Source organism: Nostoc sp. (assembly GCF_054880495.1).
Genome location: NZ_JBTYKD010000365.1, coordinates 17,715 through 36,413 on the forward strand (window position 1 = coordinate 17,715; position 18,699 = coordinate 36,413).

The following is an 18,699-nucleotide window of genomic DNA, read 5'->3' on the forward strand; positions in this document are numbered from 1 at the left end:
CACAGGCGTAGCAGCTTTAACCCAGACATATCCCTTACCTTAAACTTTTAGAATCTGCATTCGGAAAATTACTGTAAAACAAAGTGTTTATTAAGTTTTACAGACAAAATTCGATTTTACCTGTAAAATTTCTTCGATGGCATTTTATTGCTTAAGCAGTTCTAACCAGAACGACATCACTTAACACCAAGGTAGTGACTTCGCCACTGTCTGTTCGCTTCTCACCACACCGTATCGAGCTTGAGTAGAGGTACACTATTTTGTGCCCCTACAACTTGCAAACTCGTCCCACAACTTCACAGGCGTGGGTAATTATTTGGTGTTTACGCTTGGGAAATTTAGTCTAAGTAGCTTTATCTATATTACTGACTTAGCAGTAGCACTGTATACTGACTACAAAGATTGTCTAGCTTACCCTAAGGCATTTTTTTAGCCATTCACTAACTATGAAACTTGAGGATATATATCAATTCTTTGAGAATCCTCCGCCAACTTACCTTTGTCAGGAAGTTGCAGTTTGTTACATACTGTCTGTTTTGTTACAAAATGAATCCTACGGAACCGAGTTGATTGAGCAATTAGAAACTGAATATCCCACCTATAGGCTTTCGGATACCGTACTTTATAGTGCAATCAAATTTCTGGAAGACGAAAGGGCAATCAGTGGATATTGGAAGAAACTCGAAGGACGGGGACGCCCCAGGCGAATGTACCAAGTTTCTCCCGAATGGCAAGTTCAAGCGCAGGATTTAGTTTTTCTTTGGCAAAACTACATTAATGCGAGAAAGTAATACCATTTGAGATTTTAGACTTTCTTGCAGAACGCTACGCATAGCTTGCTTCTCCGTTCGCAGAGCGTCTCGTAGAGAAGGAGTACGGCGTGAGCGCTACTTCTCTACGAGAGGCTGCGCCAACGACGTCGCTCAGTACAAGTCAGTCGAAGGATTTTGGATTGTGCAAGAGTCGCTGATCATCCCACTGGCGCTGCATTTGTCACAATCATTGTTCAAATTGGTATAACGAATAATTGATAATGAATAAGTCTCCTCCAATCAAACACTAACAATTAGTTATGGATACTGCTATTCTGCCATCTACGTTCCTGCTAACCTTGTTGTTATCGGTTGGACTGTTTTTCTTTATTCGTGCCTCGACTAAAGACCGCACAGAAACAGCACAACTGGTATCTGAGCGAGACGAAGCTGCTTTAATGTCTCAATTAAAAGAGTATTTTCGATCGCGGTCTTACCGAGTGGCAGGGGTAGACCGAAAACAAAACCAGGTGACTTTTGAAGGTAATGTTCGCCCCAGCTGGTTCTTAGCTATATTTCTAACTCTACTAGCAGCTACTGGTATTGTTTGTCTATCATTAGTCGTGTCCCTGCTTTTTCCTAGCCTCAGTACCCTTGTTCTGGCTATGGTACTGCTGTCGCCTTTAAGCGGTCTATTTTATTGGCAAAAATCTGGAAGACTTGAGAAGGTGTCGCTGAAAGTAGAAACAACTCAGAGCGACCAAACCTCCTCAAGTAAGATCACTGTAGTTGGCCATCGAGATGAAGTCAGTGAGTTACAGAGGACTCTACAGCTAAAGGCTGGTGAATAATTGTTGATTTTTGTAACCATCTCTTGACTATGATATGCAGACTTCTGACCTGACCTACTCTTTAGGCAATGCAAAGTAGGAAGGAGGAAATCAAGGCTGCTGCTTTGTCAATTTTCCCCACAACTTATGTCGTGGGGAAAAATTTAAATTCATTAACTTAAATTTGTTGACAGAGCTTGCTTAACAATCCACGGCATAAGAGCGCAACTTCACTAGCGCTTTTAAACACGCTTGGCTCTATACTCACTCCTTTTTGCATCATCAAAATAGCATCAACCCATGCTATTTAGCGTGGTTTGAGACAAGTTGACTTTCTAACTACCTGGACTAGCTTGACTGGCAAATCAGCTAGAAACTAAAAAAAAATTAAATTTTGCATAAACTTAGCAATTTTGCCAGTTAATGATAGTCAGAAGCCATCATTCAATGCCAAAGATGACCATCTATGGTTCACCGAGTAGCTAAAGTAAGAGGTTCTTGACCTGGTGAAGGTTCTAACACCCTCAAGCTAGGAAACAAGAAATGGTTTTCCTCTACGTATTGAGCACCAAACAGTCCCTTTTCTGCCCAGAAATAACGATCTGTGGTGTGTTCATTTCGTTTTACCAGTAGCAACGCAGGTGGCAAGATACCTTCAGCTTGAATGAATCTTCTCGCTGCTGTCACAGGTTTTTCTTCGCCACTTTCGATGCTATATTGAGGCACATGTTCCAGAATCCGCCGTCCTTCCTGACGACGACGACTCTTCCTTTTGCGTCTCCTTGCCAATATCTTGTCCTCCTCTTTCAAGCTAGAGATTGTAGTAATAGCTACAAAATTTGTCGTCATTATATAGGTTCTAGTTCAAAATATCAATAGTTTTTAACCTTTTCATATAAGAAAATTAATATCTTTGAAGATAGAGAAAATAAAATCACATAAGGATATAATCCCCAGGTAGAAACCATCACGAAGAAGATTTTAGTTAAGCTTTATGAAATGAGTGAGGTAAAAACTAAGTATCCTCTCTTAATCATGCCTCAAAATCTGTAATCTTGAGCAAGAGCTAAAAAATGTTAATGTCTGCCAGTTCCGATTTTCTTGCTCTGTGTCGAGAGCAAATAGCGCTGCTAACCCAAGGGCTGGGAGCAACTTTAAGTATTGTGTACCTAACACAAGAATTGGTAGAGACTCCTTCAGGTGAGGCCAAACTGATTCCTGTGGTGATTTACCCGGAAACAGCATTATTACCGCCGGGGGAGGAGACTGCGGAAGCGACCGTACACAAGCAACTTCAAGTTGGAAATGTGTTTGTATTACCCCATACTCAGAGAAGGTTATTAACACCAAGGTCAGAATCTCCAACTTCGTCACGGGAGTCGGAGATACCAGATGCCTCTGGGCCCCATCTAAAAGAGGAATACTTATTTAGTGGCAACCAAATTGTTTTACCTCTGGTCTATGAGGGTGTGATGATGGGGTTACTGGTGACAGGTAGGGAAGACCGCGTATGGAATGAACACGAGGAAAGTCAGATTCAACAGATAGCCCAAACGTTAGCGATCGCTTGTATTTTAGATCAGCGACGGGCATGGTTTGAGCAGCAATTGCGTGAGCAACAAATTCTCCAAGAAAAACAGCGCGATTTGCTAGATAACCTGTTGCATCAGTTTCGTAACCCATTAACGGCATTGCGGACTTTTGGCAAACTGCTATTGAAACGACTGCAACCAGCGGACGCGAACCGGAATGTGGCAAATAGTATTGTGCGGGAAAGCGATCGCCTCGAAGAACTGCTGCAACAATTTGATCAAGTAATTGACTTGACAGAGGCAGATTTAGCACCACTACATCTGGGGGAAAATGAAGTTTTTGTAGAAGCAACTATCCAAAAATCTGCTAAACCGCCGTTATTATTGCCAGGAACGGGAGATAAAGCAGTTGACTGCTCGCTAGCAAATATATTAGAACCATTATTGATATCAGCCCAAGCGATCGCCCAAGAGCGAAAGCTAAAACTAATAACTGAAATTCAACAGAATTCCCCCCTAGTACGTGCCAACGTCAAAGCATTACGAGAGGTATTAAATAACATCATCGATAATGCCTTGAAATACACTCCCACTGGGGGTAAAATTTTAATTCAGGCGGGGGAAGAAAAAGCTAATTTTCAGGGAATTGTCATCAGTGACAACGGTCCTGGCATTCCACCCCAAGATTTCGAGCATCTTGGAGAACGACATTATCGGGGTGTACAAGCGCAAACAGATATCCCAGGTACAGGTTTGGGGTTAGCGATCGCCAAACAATTAATAGAGCAAATGCAGGGCGAAATCGAGGTTTTCAGCCCTGCAATCAACTCTCAGCTAACTTCACCCAATGCGCCGGGGACTACGTTTATTATTTGGTTGCCGGAAGTTCAAAATTAGTCATTTGTCATTTGTCATTTGTAAATACCAATGCCCAATACTTCTCTACAAGAGGCTGCGCCAACGGCTTCTCTACGAGACGCTACGCGAACGCTCAGTACAAGCAATAGAAGTAGTCTAATCATTTCAAATTTTGCTAATCCAAGTCGTTTTTTCTCACTCGTGAGAAATCCGGGTTAAGTATTCTCATTAATATGGATACCGAGTGAAGCCACTCCCGCGCCAGAAGGTAAGCAGCAGTGGCTCTCAGAAGTTTGTGTGTAGGGAGTTTTACACTCAGGCTTTCTTTCCTAGAATAAACATCAAGTTTGACAGTTCGTCTTTTGACAGCGATCGCAACTTAACTTACACTGCCGCACTAGAGGAGTGCTGAGTACTGAGCAAAGAAGAAGAGAAAAGAATTTCTTCTTAATTCTTCAAAATCTTTATTCTGACACTCAGGATTCATGACTCAGAACTCAGGACTTTTTTTATGGTAGATTTGTTGCTGATCGCAATCCTGGGTTTCCTGGGGAGTTTTGGCCATTGCTTTGGGATGTGTGGCCCCCTAACGGTGGCGTTTTCTCTGTCTCATCAGCCGAAACAGACATCACCTTTAGAAAAGTCCGACACTTGGCAACAGCAATTAAAATTTCATATCCTGTTAAATCTGGGGCGGATGTTGAGCTATGGTCTAGTCGGTGCTGGCATTGGGGCGCTAGGTTCGGTATTGCTGCAAGGTGGACAGCTAGCGGGTGTTGGCAGCGACTTACGGCGTTGGATGGCAATTTTGACTGGTGTAATGCTGATTTGGTTTGGCTTAGGACAAGTAAAACCCGATTTGCTGCCGCACATTCCCGTATTACATCCCCTATTGCAAGGTAGTTTACACGATCGCCTCAGCACAGGAATGGTTAAGCTTTCCTTAAAAGCCAAATGGTGGACGCCAATGCTTTTAGGGATGACTTGGGGTTTAATGCCCTGTGGTTTCCTCTATGCTGCCCAAATTAAAGCTGCTGAAACTGGCAATTTATGGATGGGTGGGGCAATTATGCTGGCTTTTGGCTTGGGAACCCTGCCCACGATGCTAGGCGTAGGCGTTTCTACATCATTGGTAAGTAAAGATAGGCGCAGTCAGTTATTTCGATTAGGCGGTTGGGTGACACTGATTATTGGCGTGATCACCTTGTTGCGGACTGGTGACACAATGGTAGATTACACCGGACACGCCGCCTTAATCTGCTTAATCTTGGCGTTAATTGCGCGTCCCATTAGTGGCTTGTGGGCATCACCACTGCGTTACCGACGGGGCTTGGGAGTGGGAGCTTTTGTGCTTTCTGTAGTTCACACCGCCCACATGATCGAACACTCATTGCAATGGAATTTTACCGCCTTTGATTTTATGCCGCCAGAATTTCAGTGGGGTATGGCTGCGGGTGCTGTAGCATTGTTATTAATGTCCCCCGCCGCTTTTACAAGTTGGGAATCATTGCAGAAATCTTTGGGCAAGCGTTGGCGACAGATTCATCTATTGGGTGTGCCAGCTTTGCTCTTGAGTGCCATTCATACTGTGTTGATTGGTTCCCATTACCTGGGTTCCTTGGAATCAACTTGGGGAAATAAATTAGCGGCAGTACTAATGGTAATTGTTACCCTCTGTGTCTTGCTAGTACGTTCGCGCTTTTTTTGGTCAAAGTTAGCCGTAGAAAAGTTTTATGTCCCCCCAACCAAATCGCGGTAAATCATCCTTGTTTTTTGGCTCAATCCCAACGAGTCAAAAACAAAGAGATTACCTAAACAAAGGAACAATCAAGTATTTATTATTCCTGGGTTCCTTAGTTATATCGATAACTAATCTTTACCCTGTTGCTGCTCATCAGGTGGAGGTAGCCGCAGATGTAGGTGCCACCCTCCACATTGAACCAAATGATAATCCCAGTGCTGGAGAACCTAGCCAAACCTGGTTTGCACTTACCCGCAGAGGTGGAAAGGTGATTCCCTTGGCACAGTGTAATTGTCGGTTAGCTGTTTATGCCAAACCCTATGCAGCCGGAGAGCCACCACTCCTAGAACCAGCGTTAGAACCTGTGGCGGCTGAACGCTATAAAGGCATCCCAGGTGCGGAAGTTGTTTTTCCCAAGCCAGGGATTTATGAGTTGCAACTAAATGGTAAACCAGTTTCTGGGGCAAGATTTAAACCGTTTAAGTTGAAATTTGAAGTGACTGTGGCAGATGGCTCTACAGATGATTCACGGAATCGGCAAGATGTCAATGGTGATTTAGGAGAAGGTGAATCTCAAAAATTACCACTTTGGGCGATCGCACTTCCAATCCTCGGATTTATTGGCATCTTATTTGTTGTACTGCAAAACATGAGAGGGAGTGGGGAGTAGTTAAGAGTGAGGAGTTGAGAGTTATGAATTCAAGATTTAACTATTTTAGATTTTGAATTTTTGATTGAAGGAAAAATCTAAAATTTACTAACTCCAAACTCCTGTACAGACGCGATTAATCGCGTCTCTCCAAACTCCAAACTTTTATTTATGTCGCTTTTGATGCCACTGCCACGCATGAGCAACAATATCTTGGATAGATGGATACTGAGGTTGCCAGCCTAAAATTGTTCTGGCTTGATCGCTGGTGCCAATGAGAATTGGAGGATCGCCAGGACGGCGATCGCGTTCTTCTACTGGTATCGAAACTCCTGTTACCTGTTCGGCGGCGGCAATTACTTCTCTGACAGAAAAGCCACTGCCATTACCTAAATTAAAAACTTCGCTATCCCCACCTTTTAATAAATATTCCAATCCCAAAATATGGGCATCTGCTAAGTCATTAACATGAATATAATCACGAACACAAGTACCATCGGGTGTAGGGTAATCTGTGCCGAAAATTGAGATAGATTCTCGTTTGCCTAAAGCTGTCATCAGCACCAAGGGAATCAAATGGGTTTCTGGGTTGTGATCTTCGCCCAGTAAGCCACTGGGATTAGCACCAGCAGCATTAAAATAACGGAAACGCACTGATTGCAAACCGTAAGCAACATCAAAATCAGAGAGAATCCGCTCTACCATCAGTTTTGTAGCGCCATAGGGATTAATCGGATTTTGGGGATGGGTTTCTGGAATGGGTACAAATTCAGGTACACCGTAGGTAGCACAGGTAGAAGAAAAGACAAATTTCTTCACAGATGCCGTCAGCATTGCTTCTAACAGCGTCAAAGTGCCAACGACGTTATTTCGGTAATATTTGGCAGGATCAGTCACCGATTCTCCCACGTAGGCATAGGCAGAAAAGTGCATCACAGCTGCAATATCGCGGGTTTTAAAGAGGTGATCGAGCAAGGCGCGATCGCCTGTATCCCCTACTATCAGTTCTACCTGTAAAACCTTTTCTACCAGGTCACGATGCCCATAGACTAGATTATCAAGGATGACAACCTTATAACCCGCCTGCTTCAAAGCAAGCACCGTATGAGAACCAATATATCCAGCTCCCCCCGTTACCAAAATGGTAGGCTTTCCAGGCGACATAGTTTTTCCTTTTGAGTGGATTACTCAATTAATTTAGTTTACCGGTGCCACATTACTCTTGTGGAAAATTATAAATAATAGACGCAGTGTCAAAAAATTGCACTAGAATCACTACGACGGTAGTCTTTGGGTGTGAGGGTTGAGATATTTTAAGTCAAACAGTGCGATTACAATTTGACAATAAAATAAATCCATTTTCCGAAACCTCTAGGTTGACCCTTACGGGTGACGCTCCTAGCGTCGCTAACGCTAAGAAGTCGCTAGTTGTTTTATCCAGGGAAACCATGCACGGCTGTTTTTCCTGGGGAGCCACTGCGTTGCGAGGGTTCCCAAAGTTGAAGCAGGTGGCGTGGAAACCCTTATATAAGGTGGACTGCCTCACCACCACACTGGCTCACTGCACCAGAAAATTTGAGAGTTAATCTATGTTTCTATTATTAAGCCGGGTACTGCTGTGGCTGCTGATTGGCACTATCGTATATTCTCTGTTCCAGCGATTTTATCCCTCTGGAACTTTTGTCGGACGATTAATCTTAGTCGTTATCCTGGTAATCATCGCCCTATCATTTGTTAACCCGAATGAACCGGCTGTGGCGTCGTTGTCGAGGTTGCTGTCTTTTCCACTCAAGCCTTTAGGAGCCTCTATTTTAATGATGATTTTTGCAGCTCAGAGAATCAAAGGAGGTGGGATAGAGAAACCAGGAGGATACTTAATCGGTTGGGCACTGACAATTTTGCTGTTGGCAAGTACACCAGCAGTCGCCTATTTTCTTTATCGGGCACCTCTAGCAATGGCAAGTGAAACTTATGTTGCAACTGCTGCACCAACATCGGGGACACTGGTGGCATTAGGGCAACCAAGCACTACAGCGAACATCTCCGATGTGACAGGCGATCGCATTCTTTCTTATAATTTGAGAGTGCCTCCCTACCTATTACAAGGAAATCTTCGAGATATTCGCACACGCGGTTTACGACTTGAAGACTTTGTACCGAATGCGGAAACGTTGCAATTGACAACAAGAACTTGGGAAAGTTATCTCTTTGAAATTTACAGGTTCTTGCGTGTTCAACGGTAATAAAAACAAACAAGAAGGGTAAAGGGTTGAATTAAGCACCCACCACACCTTTATAGCTTTTTACTTTCCCCATAACACAGCGAAAAGTCTGATCATGGGGGTTTCCCCAGGAACAACTTTTCAAGATAAGGATTATTTCGCCGATTAGAGGCGTTAGCATAGCGGGACAAAGATATAGTTTTTACCATTCCCCATTCCCCTTCTTTCGATATTCCCTCTACATAGCTGCCTTCTAGGACTACCAGATAAAGTTGCAAAATTGCTTTAATGGCAAAATCTCGACGAATCGCTAAACTCATTGCTTACCTACAACCCCATTGGCGGGAGGCTTCCTTAGGGATTCTCGCTTTGTTGTCTGTCAATGCACTGGGCGTTTATATCCCTTTGTTGATTCGTGATGGTGTTGATAAACTCTCGACAACCTTCACCTGGAGCCAAATACTACCTTACGTAGTCAGGATTGTCTTGCTTAGTTCCGCGATGTGGCTCATGCGGATGGCGTCCCGCATTTGGCTATTTGGGGTGGGACGTCAGGTAGAATTTGACCTGAAACAACGGATTTTTGAACACTTACTCCAACTCGAACCGGCTTATTTTGCCAGTAATACTGCTGGCGATTTAATTAGTCGAGCTACCAGTGATGTGGACAATATTAAGCGGTTGTTGGGTTTTGCGGTTTTGAGTTTGGCAAATACGGTGTTTGCTTACGCCCTGACACTGCCTGTAATGCTGGCGATTAGCGTGGATCTCACTCTAGCCGCCCTGGCAGTGTACCCTTTTATACTCTTGTTGGTGAGTTTATTTAGCGATCGCTTACGCAGACAACAAGTAAAAGTCCAAGAGCAACTCTCGGACATCAGCGAACTCATCCAAGAGGATATCAGTGGCATTGCCTTGATTAAAATCTATGCCCAAGAAGCAAACGAGCGTCGAGCTTTTGCCAAGAAAAATCAGCAGCTATTAGTGGCTAACTTAGAACTGGCAAAAAGCCGAAATACACTGTTTCCGCTAATTGTTGGGCTAGCTAATATCAGTTCATTGATAATCATTTGGTTAGGGACGGCGCGGATATCTTCTGGTACTCTTAAGGTTGCCGACTTTTTAGTACTGTTAATTTATGTAGAGCGTCTAGTTTTTCCCACAGCCATTTTAGGATTCACAATTACAGCCTACCAACGGGGTGAAGTTAGTATTGATCGGCTTGAATCTATTCTCTCTGTCACACCGAAAATTCAAGACACAGCCAATGCGATATATCTACCAGTGGCTGAACTCAAAGGAGAACTGACAGCTAAAAATCTCACCTACAATTACCCTGGTTCCACTACTCCAGCTTTAGCAAATGTTAACTTCACTATTGCTCCGGGAGAAACCGTGGCGATTGTTGGGGCAATTGGTTCGGGGAAATCCACTTTGGCAAATGCTTTACCGCGCTTGTTAGATATTGAATCAGGACAATTGTTTTTAGATGGGTTGGATATTACTAAGATAGCTTTGGCTGATTTACGAGGTGCGATCGCTTATGTTCCTCAAGATAGCTTTCTATTTAGCACTACAATCAAAAATAATATTCGCTACGGTGATCCAATTACCGAACAAAAACAGGTAGAAGCTGTTGCTCAACTTGCCCAAATTGAATCAGAAATTAACAATTTTCCCCAGCAATACGAAACTATTGTTGGTGAACGTGGTATTACTCTTTCTGGCGGTCAACGACAACGTACTGCCTTAGCTAGGGCAATGCTGGTCAATGCTCCAGTGTTAATTTTGGATGATGCCCTATCTAGTGTGGATAATCAAACAGCTACGCAAATCCTTAAAAATCTTTCTGGTGGTACTGAACGTAAAACAGTAATTTTTATTACCCATCAATTATCGGCGGCAGCAGTTGCTAACCGAATTTTTGTGATGGAAAAAGGAAGAATTGTTCAGATAGGCAATCACTTACAACTAGTGCAACAACAGGGTTTATATAGAACTTTGTGGAGCCAGCATCAAGTTGAAGAATTACTGCACTAAAATAATTCGTAATTCGTAATACTTCTCTACGAGAGGCTGCGCCAACGGCTGCGCTCAGTACAAGTTCGTAATTTGTAATTCGTAATGACGCTCTCTACGAGACGCTAAAAGCGTAGCTTGCTTCTCTGTAAGAGTACGCGGACTGCTAACGCTGCGCTAACGTAATTAAGTTTTTTCTTTGGTTCGCAGTCTCCGACTGGAAATGCTTATGTTAAGGCTGCCGCCTCTTGACTTGCGGCAGAGCCGCAATGAGCAGCATTTCCAGCCTCTGGCTGGAAACGAGGTTTTAATAGGGTTTTGGCTTAAGTTGACACCAATGACAGCTATGTTACCCTGCTGTTTAAGAATTCCAGTATGCCCGTTCTCCTAATGTGACATCTAGCACGAATGAATTGTCATTAGCTTGAAATTGCGTGATCGCATGACTGCGTTCTATTTCAGTAAGATCAGGTAAGTCTTGCTGATTCCATTTACACAAAGGTTTTTCTCGGCGTATACTCCTTAGCTAGTTCTTTAACTAGAGCGACTTTTGATAATTGAGGCAATATAATCGCCGAATCACTTGTGGGAGTCGGTTGGACAACAGGAGAAATGGCGAATTACCACGTTAGTTTGTTTTGGTATGTGGGTAGTATAAATTACCGAAAAAACTAATTTGGCAGATGGTGATGTTCAAAACTAAATTATCAGAATCCCGTGCTTGGGGAGAATTTTACACCTTGAAGCTAAGGCATCGGCATATTGGAGCGATCGCAGTTCTAATTTTAATTAGCTTACTGAGTTCATTGAATGGAACACCAGATCGTCATACCATCTCTAACTGCTGGGAAGGGTTTCTCTGGGGACTGGCAGATCCAGTAATTAGCTTGGATTGTTTAATTGGTATTCTTGCTATTGGCTTACTCTCATCTGTGTTTGTTCGTGGCGCTGCAACGATCACTGGAGGTTTTGTCTTTGCAGCAGTCTTGGGCATTATAATTCATTTATTCCAGCTAAATTTCCCAGGGACAGAAATAGCCATTGCCGTTTCTACCATCGTTTTTGGTATCATGCTGATGATCCCAAATCAACCAAACTTTATAGTACTTGTTCTGATGGGCATCAGTGCTGGTTTATTTCAGGGTTACGCTGATGCTGAATCGATCATTGGGGCAGGAATCATCCCAATAATTGCTTACATATTAGGCATTACCTTAACTCTGTTTGTGGTTGCCATGAGTGCCAGAGAAATTGGTACTGCAATGGGTATGGGAGAAATCAACCGAATTTTACCTTGGAAAATTAGCATTGCTGGTTTCGCTTTCTGTGCGATCGGCATCGTGTTTTTGAGCAATTCGATAATTTAAATCAGATATTTCAATTCAGTGGAATACATTCATTTGTGGGGGCGTACACTTAGCTGTGCGCCCCCACTGCGTGTTCGTTGTTAGATTTACTGCTGGAAATTGTCCAGTAAGCCACCACCTTAGCTCAAGCTATTCAACAGAATGAAGCATCGCCCGCAGCATGCTAGAAGGAATAGTAGAAGCGGGTTTACTTGATAGCTCACGGTGTCAAAAAAGGGCGTACCGACATAATCGCGCCGAAACACGCATCGCGTGTTTTTTAAGCGTGCAGGCGTGTTTAATCACGCTTTCCTGGACAATCAATCCTAACTGATATGGTTCTTGTCACTAATCACCTCTGCAAACTAATTTCAAAGCAAGCAGTATGGCAAGAATTGTAGCTACAGACTGCAAAGTTGCACTCTCTGCAAGCTATGATTGACTTTTAGTTCTGACTACTTTTGAACAACTCTTTTACATATTAAACCAATTTACAGATATAGCTATATGATCATAGATATTATTGAAATCCTCAAAGAAGACTATCATAGATTCCCAGTAAATCAAACTTACAGCATTTACGCCTCAGACGTTTATTTTCAAGATCCACTGAATAAATTTCGTGGTGTTAAACGTTACAAACAAATGATTAATCTTATCCAAACTTGGTTTTTAGATTCCAAGATGGACTTACATAACATTCAACATTTAGGAGACACAATAAAAACTGAGTGGACACTCAGTTGGAATACCCCTCTCCCCTGGAAGCCACGGATTTCTATTCCTGGTTGGAGTGAATTAAGTCTTAACTCTGATGGTTTGATTGTCTCCCATGTTGATTATTGGAATTGTTCACGCTTAGACGTGGTGAAGCAGCATTTATTTGCTACAAAAATATAAACAATTAAAGCTTAGGAACGTGGATTAAATAAAATGTAAAACTTCATCCTATCTCTAGCTTCCCTCTCCTTTATAAGGAGAGGGATTGAGGGTGAGGTGGGCCAGGGATATAAATTGTATGTTATTTAATTCTTATTCCTTAGGGATTTCCCACAATAAGTAGTTGAGTATTTTTTATTTGCCAGTCCCTTACTCTAATTCCCTTCTTAAAAAAGAAAGTTAGGAAAGATTAAGCTTTAACCCAAGCATAGTTTCTTTAAGCAGAAATACTCACTATAACTCTAGCTTTTTTCCATCCTGAAAGTGCGCCTCGCACATAGACTGCTGATGAGAAGCTGCTAGGTATCTACGCACTTCTATGAGAAGCTATTTTAAAACATCGCGACATTCATCATCAACTAGGACTTACACAAAATTACACGCTGTAGGGGCAATTCATCTAGCTTTAGCTTCCCGCAGGGTATTGCCCCTACCTAAAAAATATTTTGAATTAAGAGAAATTACTCAGATTTATCTATTACTTTTTAATAAATAAAATTTATTCACGAATTTTACTGAAGCAGAAAACATCTTTAATAAGTCAAACTAACTCTATAACATTGATTCAGTAATCAAAAACCTAATTCCTCAACCTTATAAGGATTGGGGGAGACTCTTCCAGGCTTGCTGAATTGGTATTCTATAACCCTCTCTAACGAATATATTTATGTCTCGTCAAAAATGTACATCCCGTATTTTATAAAAAGCTGAATTGAGATCCGCCGGACTGAAAGCAATTGATTCAAATATGGATTTTAGTGATAATTGCGGTTTGCAAAATCTAACTTAATCAATTGAGCAGTTACGCACTATGCTTGATGCTTATAACATCGATTTAGCTATGATTGACTCTGCCAAAACTAAAATTGATGAGATGGAAAAAGCCTTGGGCAATCTTACAGATAAGATAGTCAGGGGCGTTGCTTTTAAGTATGGCAAAAACAGCAGTGAATATGAGCTAGCTGGTGGTATTCGTGAAAGCGAACGTGTCCGCAAAAGCAGGTTAAGCCGCCTGAAAGCTAGTGCAGAATAAGTATCAGAGGACAATGCTAAAACCGTCTAAGCTGAGACGTATTTAATTTTTCAAGCCGAAAGCCTCACAGCTAGGCTTTCAGGCTCCAAAAAGTACAATTTAGATGCGCGACAGCTTACAGCACGGCATGAAGCAGAAAGAAAGCAGAGACTACGAAAGCTTTTAGCAAGGGATATACAGAATGAGCAAAATTCTAAGAGTAATTTATAGCAATACAAAGTTTTCCTAACCCTTTCTCGGCAAATTTATATCATGATTTATTCTCAAAAATTGCAGAAGTATTTAACAAGTTTATCGCTATCGGTAGTATTAATAGCTGATTTAGTAATCACACAAAAAGCTCATCCAGTTTTTGCTCAAACCGTAAATTTATCTATCGGTAATGCTGTGACATTCAGTTGCAATGATAGTGAAGCGACAATCAAAACTAAAAACGGGCCAAAAGTAAAGAATGGAAATACAACCATTTACATTGGTTATCAGCAAGTATCATCTAATAACAAAAACCCTGTGACAATCCGTTTTAATAATGGGATCAAAACATGGTGTCGTAGTGATTACGAAACAACAAATGACGATGGTACAGGTTATGGATTATATTGGGATGGCAACAATGTTTTATATGGCATTTACTCTTCTACTGGCAGTCAAACTGGTAATGATTTTCGCCGCTTTGCCACTGGGCGTTGGTTGTCTAGCTATGGTAGCGGAGGCGGGCCAAAAGTCGCAGTTATAGCGCGGATTAATCCAGCCAATGGCGAGGTTAACTATGCGACATTTTTATCTGCCAAAAAGCCCACTGATGGAAAAACTAACTCTTTAGTTGTCAACAATCTGTCATGGAATGGCACAAATTTAACTGTGCAAGCAACCTCATGGTGGACTCCCCGTCGTGCTAATACAAATTCTATGACTTGTTCTGGTGCATCACCTTATCAATACACAGCAGTATTCACTAGCGATTTAACAAAGGTTAATTCGGCTTCAGCAAACACTTGTAGTTAATGCGAGTTTGATAAACCTCTCACTCTCCTTCCTCGTTCCCATACTTCGTATGGGAATGCATTCATTGAGCCTCTGACTCAATTCTGACTAACGGGACTTAAACATTTTTGAGGGATAAACAAGCCTCAAACCATGCAGGGTAAGGGAAATACACCAAATGCTCAAAAACGGCTCAAACCCAGATATATCAATCAACTAAGCAAAACGATGTCAAGGTCTCTCTGTATATAAATTTGAGGCTTTTTTTATGGGTGTTTTTTGTCTAAGTCCCACTAAATATTTAACTAGAGGCAGCAGCCCCTAATCAGCCATTCCCATGCAGAGCATATTGGTGACAACTTAAGAAAAAGGTAATCTTGTCAAGAGGTGCATTTGTTGGGGAAGAAGTGATGGGGAACCCACGAGTAGGAAATCCAGATCACAAGCGTAACAGAAATATGCCAGCGCCAGAAAACGAAGTGATCGCAGCGCGGATGAAAGAATTGCTAACACCACTAGTGTACAACCAACTGAGTTATTACAAACAGTTGGGTGGGCGTGAGCGAATTTTGGGTTTACCGTTAATGATTGCAGGAGTATTAACATTACTGTGGCGACAAGTGCCATCAGTGCATGAGTTATGCCGATTACTCAACCCTAGAAATTTTCTGAAGACACTGCCCATAAGAAATGTTACTGTGGCCTAGTTGAAAACCAACAAGTAGATAGCCTTTACCAGTATTGAATCTGCTTTGTGTTTCTACACAACAGTCACGGTCATGGGCACAATATTCAAGTAGCTTTAAATATGAACATCACTTGTATTCACCGCCAGTTTGAAAAACTATGGTTAACCGTTTTACTTCCGTGAGTACTGCCCTCACACTTAAGGTAGTTGGAATAATCTGCATTTTGTCCTTTTTTGTGGACTTTTTCATTTTATTGTTACCCTTTCAACCTACTGATCGGGTATGGCAAATCAACTTGACAACAGCGCTAGTTGATCGGGGAATTGTTCCTTTAGTAGGTTTGGGGCTTCTGTTTGCTGCCTATTGGATTGATGGTGCTGATGCCGCAAGCGATCGCCCCCAAGGTATCGATTTAAGATTTCCCGCCCTGATCCTCTCAACTATTTTCGGGTTGATGTTCTTGCTGATTTTTCCCCTGCACCTCAATAACGTCAATCAAGCTAAAACTCAAACACTCAACCGCATCACTCAAGAAGCAGATCAGGCAGAAAATCAACTAAACACTCGGTTCTCGCAATTGCAAGCACAACTGACTACTGACCAAGGAAAAGCTCAACTAGAGCAGCTGCGAAACCAAACCAAAGCTCAGTTTAGTGAAATCCTCAAAGATGATCAAAAATATAAGCAAGCACTTGAAAGCTCTCAAATTCCTGCAAATATCAAAGAGTTACTCAAGAAGGCTAAAACAGATCCCCAAGCACTTGACAAAGCTATTGAACAACAAACAGATATTCAGACGCTGAAAAATCAACAACTGAGCCAACTTCGCCAGCGCAGAGACGAAGCCGAGCAACAAGCTAAAGATACTGCGTGGAAGTCTGGACTGCGAATTGGCATTAGCAGTTTGCTGTTGTCGATTGGTTACATTATCATTGGCTGGACAGGCTTAAGAGGTAGGGGTACTGTACAAGGTGGTAAACCTAGAGCTACCGCGCGCTAATCTACTATTGGCATGGCAGTAGGACGTATCCAAAAATTGTTCACGGCTCACACTGCCATGTGCCCAATAAGCATAAAAAGGCAATTATCACTGAGTAAAATAACTATAAAACTTGGCTAATGTTCTCAATTTACATACTCACATATAATGAAGAGCTAGATATTGCTGCTTGTATCGAATCGGCGATGCTATCTGATGACATCATTGTTGTGGATTCATGCAGTAGCGATCGCACTGTGGAAATCGCCAGTCGCTATCCCATCCGCGTCATCCAACACGCTTTTGAAAGCCACGGACGACAACGCACCTGGATGTTAGAGTCTATCCCCCCGCAGCACGAATGGGTTTACATTCTCGAAGCTGACGAGCGCATGACACCAGAACTGTTCGCGGAATCGGAAAAGGCAAGTCAGAATCCAGATTACATCGGTTACTACGTGGCTGAACGTGTGATGTTCATGAATCATTGGATTCGCTACAGCACACAGTATCCCCGTTACCAAATGCGCCTCTTCCGCCACGGTAAAGTCTGGTTTACAGACTACGGCCATACTGAGCGGGAAGTTTGTGAGGGTGCAACTAGCTTTTTACAAGAAACATACCCACACTACACTTCTAGCAAAGGCTTGAGCCGTTGGATTGAAAAACACAACCGTTATTCTACAGATGAAGCTCAAGAAACATTGTATCAATTAGAGCAGGGAAATGTTAACTGGCGAGATTTATTCTTTGGCAAATCGGAAATCGAAAAACGCCGCGCCCTGAAAGATTTGTCTTTGCGTTTACCCGCCAGACCGTTGCTACGGTTTATATATATGTATTTTATCCTAGGCGGCTGTCTAGATGGACGCGCTGGACTTGCTTGGTGTACATTGCAGGCATTCTACGAATATCTGATTTTACTCAAAGTTTGGGAAATGAAGTATCTACCAAAACCTAATTTAGATGCAACAGCAATTTTGGCACAGGATAGTATACAACAGTTGCAGTGCGCGGATTCTGAAACTACACAGGCTGATGTGGTGTAAAGCGGACTGGAGATTAGAAGGATTACGTATTACAGTTTGAAACAGTTAAAAGGGCTTTACAAAACGAAATGGTACTCCAAGTCAGTGTGGGTAGTTCACTGTCTATGTGTATGCTTATAGGAAAATAGCTGATTTCCAGCAACAAGTACGTGTTTTTGGGGCAGCAGCCAACTTGCTAGCCTTTTGGACAGTTACTTGCAGCAGAAACTGCCTAAAGTTAAAATCTTCGGAATTTGACGAATCTGCTGGGATGGATCGCAATAACAAAAGTTCCTCTAGCTTAAAACAGGAGAATCGGGGCTTGGTAATCGATCGCCTAAAACAGGACTTAAAAAACGACCTGATTGCTGGTTTATTAGTAGTAATTCCCCTAGCAACCACTATCTGGCTGACAATTACCATTGCTACTTGGGTAATCAACTTCCTCACCCAAATTCCCAAACAATTGAATCCCTTTGATGGGTTAAACCCTATTTTAGTAAATATACTGAATTTGCTAGTAGGCTTGGCTGTACCACTACTAAGTATTCTCTTAATGGGCTTGATGGCTCGGAATATTGCTGGGCGGTGGTTGTTAGATTTTGGGGAGCGATTATTACAGGCGATTCCTTTAGCTGGACAGGTATACAAAACCCTTAAACAGCTTTTGGAAACAATATTAAAAGATTCAAATGGCAAGTTTCGCCGTGTAATTTTGGTAGAGTATCCCCGCCGCGGAATTTGGGCGATTGGTTTTGTGACTGGTGCAATCAGCAATGATATCCAAGCCCAGATGTCTCGCCCCGTGCTAAGTGTTTTTATCCCCACCACCCCGAATCCCACTACCGGATGGTACGCAGTTGTTCCTGAAGATGAGGTAGTGAACCTCTCCATGTCGATTGAAGATGCCTTTAAAATAGTTGTATCAGGCGGCATTGTCGCCCCCAATCCGTCCTTGGTTTTCCCCAGACAGCTCACACTGGATGCAAAACACGACGAAATCAAGCAGCAAGTTATTCCCGTTGAAGAAATTTAAAATCAATCTAGCAAAGTCATAAGCAAATACATTATATATATTGTTGTTTTACTGTGCCAGAA

General features: G+C 42.3%; 18 protein-coding genes and 1 pseudogene. 16 read left to right on the forward strand and 3 right to left on the reverse strand.

Annotation, left to right across the window (positions count from 1 at the left end; genetic code table 11):
• Positions 1 to 446: 446 nt before the first annotated feature.
• Positions 447 to 791 carry a PadR family transcriptional regulator gene (locus ACYTXL_RS30675; protein ID WP_461927915.1) on the forward strand — a complete coding sequence of 115 codons (345 nt, stop codon included), beginning with the start codon at positions 447 to 449 and terminating at the stop codon, positions 789 to 791.
• 281 nt (positions 792 to 1,072) lie between these two features.
• Positions 1,073 to 1,603, forward strand: a complete 531-nt coding sequence (locus ACYTXL_RS30680; RefSeq protein ID WP_461927916.1) for a cofactor assembly of complex C subunit B — start codon at positions 1,073 to 1,075, stop codon at positions 1,601 to 1,603.
• A gap of 450 nt (positions 1,604 to 2,053) precedes the next feature.
• Here ACYTXL_RS30680 and ACYTXL_RS30685 read toward each other — a convergent pair whose 3' ends face one another.
• Complete coding sequence (locus tag ACYTXL_RS30685) at positions 2,054 to 2,371, reverse strand: DUF3155 domain-containing protein (RefSeq protein WP_292803289.1); 318 nt, start codon at positions 2,369 to 2,371, stop codon at positions 2,054 to 2,056.
• Between the two features lie 284 nt (positions 2,372 to 2,655).
• On the opposite strand from ACYTXL_RS30685, the gene ACYTXL_RS30690 reads away from it, so the two are divergent.
• The 4 genes from ACYTXL_RS30690 to ACYTXL_RS30705 all read left to right on the forward strand — a co-directional run bounded on the left by ACYTXL_RS30690 (position 2,656) and on the right by ACYTXL_RS30705 (position 6,383).
• A complete protein-coding gene (locus tag ACYTXL_RS30690; RefSeq protein WP_461927917.1) occupies positions 2,656 to 4,011 on the forward strand; it encodes a sensor histidine kinase in 1,356 nt (451 codons plus the stop codon).
• 30 nt (positions 4,012 to 4,041) lie between these two features.
• The gene (locus ACYTXL_RS30695; RefSeq protein ID WP_461927918.1) at positions 4,042 to 4,191 is read left to right on the forward strand and encodes a hypothetical protein; all 150 of its coding nucleotides are present in this window, start codon (positions 4,042 to 4,044) and stop codon (positions 4,189 to 4,191) included.
• Positions 4,192 to 4,483: 292 nt separating this feature from the next.
• Complete coding sequence (locus ACYTXL_RS30700; protein WP_461927919.1) at positions 4,484 to 5,731, forward strand: urease accessory protein UreH domain-containing protein; 1,248 nt, start codon at positions 4,484 to 4,486, stop codon at positions 5,729 to 5,731.
• Positions 5,706 to 6,383: a hypothetical protein gene (locus ACYTXL_RS30705; RefSeq protein WP_461927920.1), complete on the forward strand. Its 678-nt coding sequence runs from the start codon at positions 5,706 to 5,708 to the stop codon at positions 6,381 to 6,383. Before ACYTXL_RS30700 ends, ACYTXL_RS30705 begins: the two co-directional genes overlap by 26 nt.
• A 144-nt stretch (positions 6,384 to 6,527) precedes the next feature.
• On the opposite strand, the gene galE is transcribed toward ACYTXL_RS30705, so the two are convergent.
• Complete coding sequence (gene galE / locus ACYTXL_RS30710) at positions 6,528 to 7,526, reverse strand: UDP-glucose 4-epimerase GalE (protein ID WP_461927921.1); 999 nt, start codon at positions 7,524 to 7,526, stop codon at positions 6,528 to 6,530.
• A 425-nt stretch (positions 7,527 to 7,951) separates the two neighbouring features.
• Here galE and fraI point away from each other — a divergent pair, with 425 nt between their 5' ends.
• Positions 7,952 to 8,605, forward strand: a complete 654-nt coding sequence (gene fraI, locus ACYTXL_RS30715) for a septal nanopore formation protein FraI (protein ID WP_461927922.1) — start codon at positions 7,952 to 7,954, stop codon at positions 8,603 to 8,605.
• Positions 8,606 to 8,697: 92 nt separating this feature from the next.
• Here the strand turns inward: fraI and ACYTXL_RS30720 are convergent, their stop codons facing one another.
• On the reverse strand, positions 8,698 to 8,904 hold the full coding sequence (locus ACYTXL_RS30720; protein ID WP_461927923.1) for a hypothetical protein: 207 nt from the start codon (positions 8,902 to 8,904) through the stop codon (positions 8,698 to 8,700).
• Between ACYTXL_RS30720 and ACYTXL_RS30725 the strand changes: the two genes are divergently transcribed.
• The 9 genes and pseudogenes from ACYTXL_RS30725 to ACYTXL_RS30765 all read left to right on the forward strand — a co-directional run bounded on the left by ACYTXL_RS30725 (position 8,873) and on the right by ACYTXL_RS30765 (position 18,637).
• Entirely contained in the window at positions 8,873 to 10,624 is a 1,752-nt protein-coding gene (locus tag ACYTXL_RS30725; RefSeq protein WP_461927924.1) for an ABC transporter ATP-binding protein, read from the forward strand. The genes ACYTXL_RS30720 and ACYTXL_RS30725 overlap by 32 nt on opposite strands.
• Before the next feature lie 668 nt (positions 10,625 to 11,292).
• A complete protein-coding gene (locus tag ACYTXL_RS30730; protein ID WP_461927925.1) occupies positions 11,293 to 11,970 on the forward strand; it encodes a HupE/UreJ family protein in 678 nt (225 codons plus the stop codon).
• Positions 11,971 to 12,462: 492 nt separating this feature from the next.
• Complete coding sequence (locus tag ACYTXL_RS30735) at positions 12,463 to 12,849, forward strand: DUF2358 domain-containing protein (protein WP_461927939.1); 387 nt, start codon at positions 12,463 to 12,465, stop codon at positions 12,847 to 12,849.
• A 751-nt stretch (positions 12,850 to 13,600) separates the two neighbouring features.
• Positions 13,601 to 13,921 (forward strand): annotated as a pseudogene (locus ACYTXL_RS30740) (hypothetical protein).
• 252 nt (positions 13,922 to 14,173) lie between these two features.
• Positions 14,174 to 14,926, forward strand: coding sequence for a hypothetical protein (locus tag ACYTXL_RS30745; RefSeq protein WP_461927926.1), 753 nt, complete (start codon positions 14,174 to 14,176; stop codon positions 14,924 to 14,926).
• A gap of 389 nt (positions 14,927 to 15,315) precedes the next feature.
• Positions 15,316 to 15,612 (forward strand): hypothetical protein, encoded by a 297-nt coding sequence (locus tag ACYTXL_RS30750; RefSeq protein WP_461927927.1) that lies wholly within the window; start codon positions 15,316 to 15,318, stop codon positions 15,610 to 15,612.
• Positions 15,613 to 15,751: 139 nt separating this feature from the next.
• Complete coding sequence (gene hpsJ-B / locus ACYTXL_RS30755) at positions 15,752 to 16,594, forward strand: hormogonium polysaccharide biosynthesis protein HpsJ (RefSeq protein ID WP_461927928.1); 843 nt, start codon at positions 15,752 to 15,754, stop codon at positions 16,592 to 16,594.
• A gap of 119 nt (positions 16,595 to 16,713) precedes the next feature.
• A complete protein-coding gene (locus ACYTXL_RS30760; protein ID WP_461927929.1) occupies positions 16,714 to 17,622 on the forward strand; it encodes a glycosyltransferase family 2 protein in 909 nt (302 codons plus the stop codon).
• A gap of 250 nt (positions 17,623 to 17,872) precedes the next feature.
• Positions 17,873 to 18,637 (forward strand): DUF502 domain-containing protein, encoded by a 765-nt coding sequence (locus ACYTXL_RS30765; protein ID WP_461927940.1) that lies wholly within the window; start codon positions 17,873 to 17,875, stop codon positions 18,635 to 18,637.
• Positions 18,638 to 18,699 lie beyond the last annotated feature (62 nt).

What these genes read in the sequence shown, in the direction of transcription:
- ACYTXL_RS30675 (WP_461927915.1), top strand. Translation starts at nt 447, where the DNA reads ATGAAACTTGAGGATATATATCAATTCTTTGAGAATCCTCCGCCAACT.
- ACYTXL_RS30720 (WP_461927923.1), bottom strand. Translation starts at nt 8,904, where the DNA reads ATGAGTTTAGCGATTCGTCGAGATTTTGCCATTAAAGCAATTTTGCAA.
- hpsJ-B (WP_461927928.1), top strand. Translation starts at nt 15,752, where the DNA reads ATGGTTAACCGTTTTACTTCCGTGAGTACTGCCCTCACACTTAAGGTA.
- ACYTXL_RS30680 (WP_461927916.1), top strand. Translation starts at nt 1,073, where the DNA reads ATGGATACTGCTATTCTGCCATCTACGTTCCTGCTAACCTTGTTGTTA.
- ACYTXL_RS30695 (WP_461927918.1), top strand. Translation starts at nt 4,042, where the DNA reads ATGCCCAATACTTCTCTACAAGAGGCTGCGCCAACGGCTTCTCTACGA.
- ACYTXL_RS30765 (WP_461927940.1), top strand. Translation starts at nt 17,873, where the DNA reads ATGGATCGCAATAACAAAAGTTCCTCTAGCTTAAAACAGGAGAATCGG.
- ACYTXL_RS30730 (WP_461927925.1), top strand. Translation starts at nt 11,293, where the DNA reads ATGTTCAAAACTAAATTATCAGAATCCCGTGCTTGGGGAGAATTTTAC.
- ACYTXL_RS30705 (WP_461927920.1), top strand. Translation starts at nt 5,706, where the DNA reads ATGTCCCCCCAACCAAATCGCGGTAAATCATCCTTGTTTTTTGGCTCA.
- ACYTXL_RS30760 (WP_461927929.1), top strand. Translation starts at nt 16,714, where the DNA reads ATGTTCTCAATTTACATACTCACATATAATGAAGAGCTAGATATTGCT.
- ACYTXL_RS30750 (WP_461927927.1), top strand. Translation starts at nt 15,316, where the DNA reads ATGGGGAACCCACGAGTAGGAAATCCAGATCACAAGCGTAACAGAAAT.
- ACYTXL_RS30745 (WP_461927926.1), top strand. Translation starts at nt 14,174, where the DNA reads ATGATTTATTCTCAAAAATTGCAGAAGTATTTAACAAGTTTATCGCTA.
- fraI (WP_461927922.1), top strand. Translation starts at nt 7,952, where the DNA reads ATGTTTCTATTATTAAGCCGGGTACTGCTGTGGCTGCTGATTGGCACT.
- ACYTXL_RS30690 (WP_461927917.1), top strand. Translation starts at nt 2,656, where the DNA reads ATGTTAATGTCTGCCAGTTCCGATTTTCTTGCTCTGTGTCGAGAGCAA.
- ACYTXL_RS30700 (WP_461927919.1), top strand. Translation starts at nt 4,484, where the DNA reads ATGGTAGATTTGTTGCTGATCGCAATCCTGGGTTTCCTGGGGAGTTTT.
- galE (WP_461927921.1), bottom strand. Translation starts at nt 7,526, where the DNA reads ATGTCGCCTGGAAAGCCTACCATTTTGGTAACGGGGGGAGCTGGATAT.
- ACYTXL_RS30725 (WP_461927924.1), top strand. Translation starts at nt 8,873, where the DNA reads ATGGCAAAATCTCGACGAATCGCTAAACTCATTGCTTACCTACAACCC.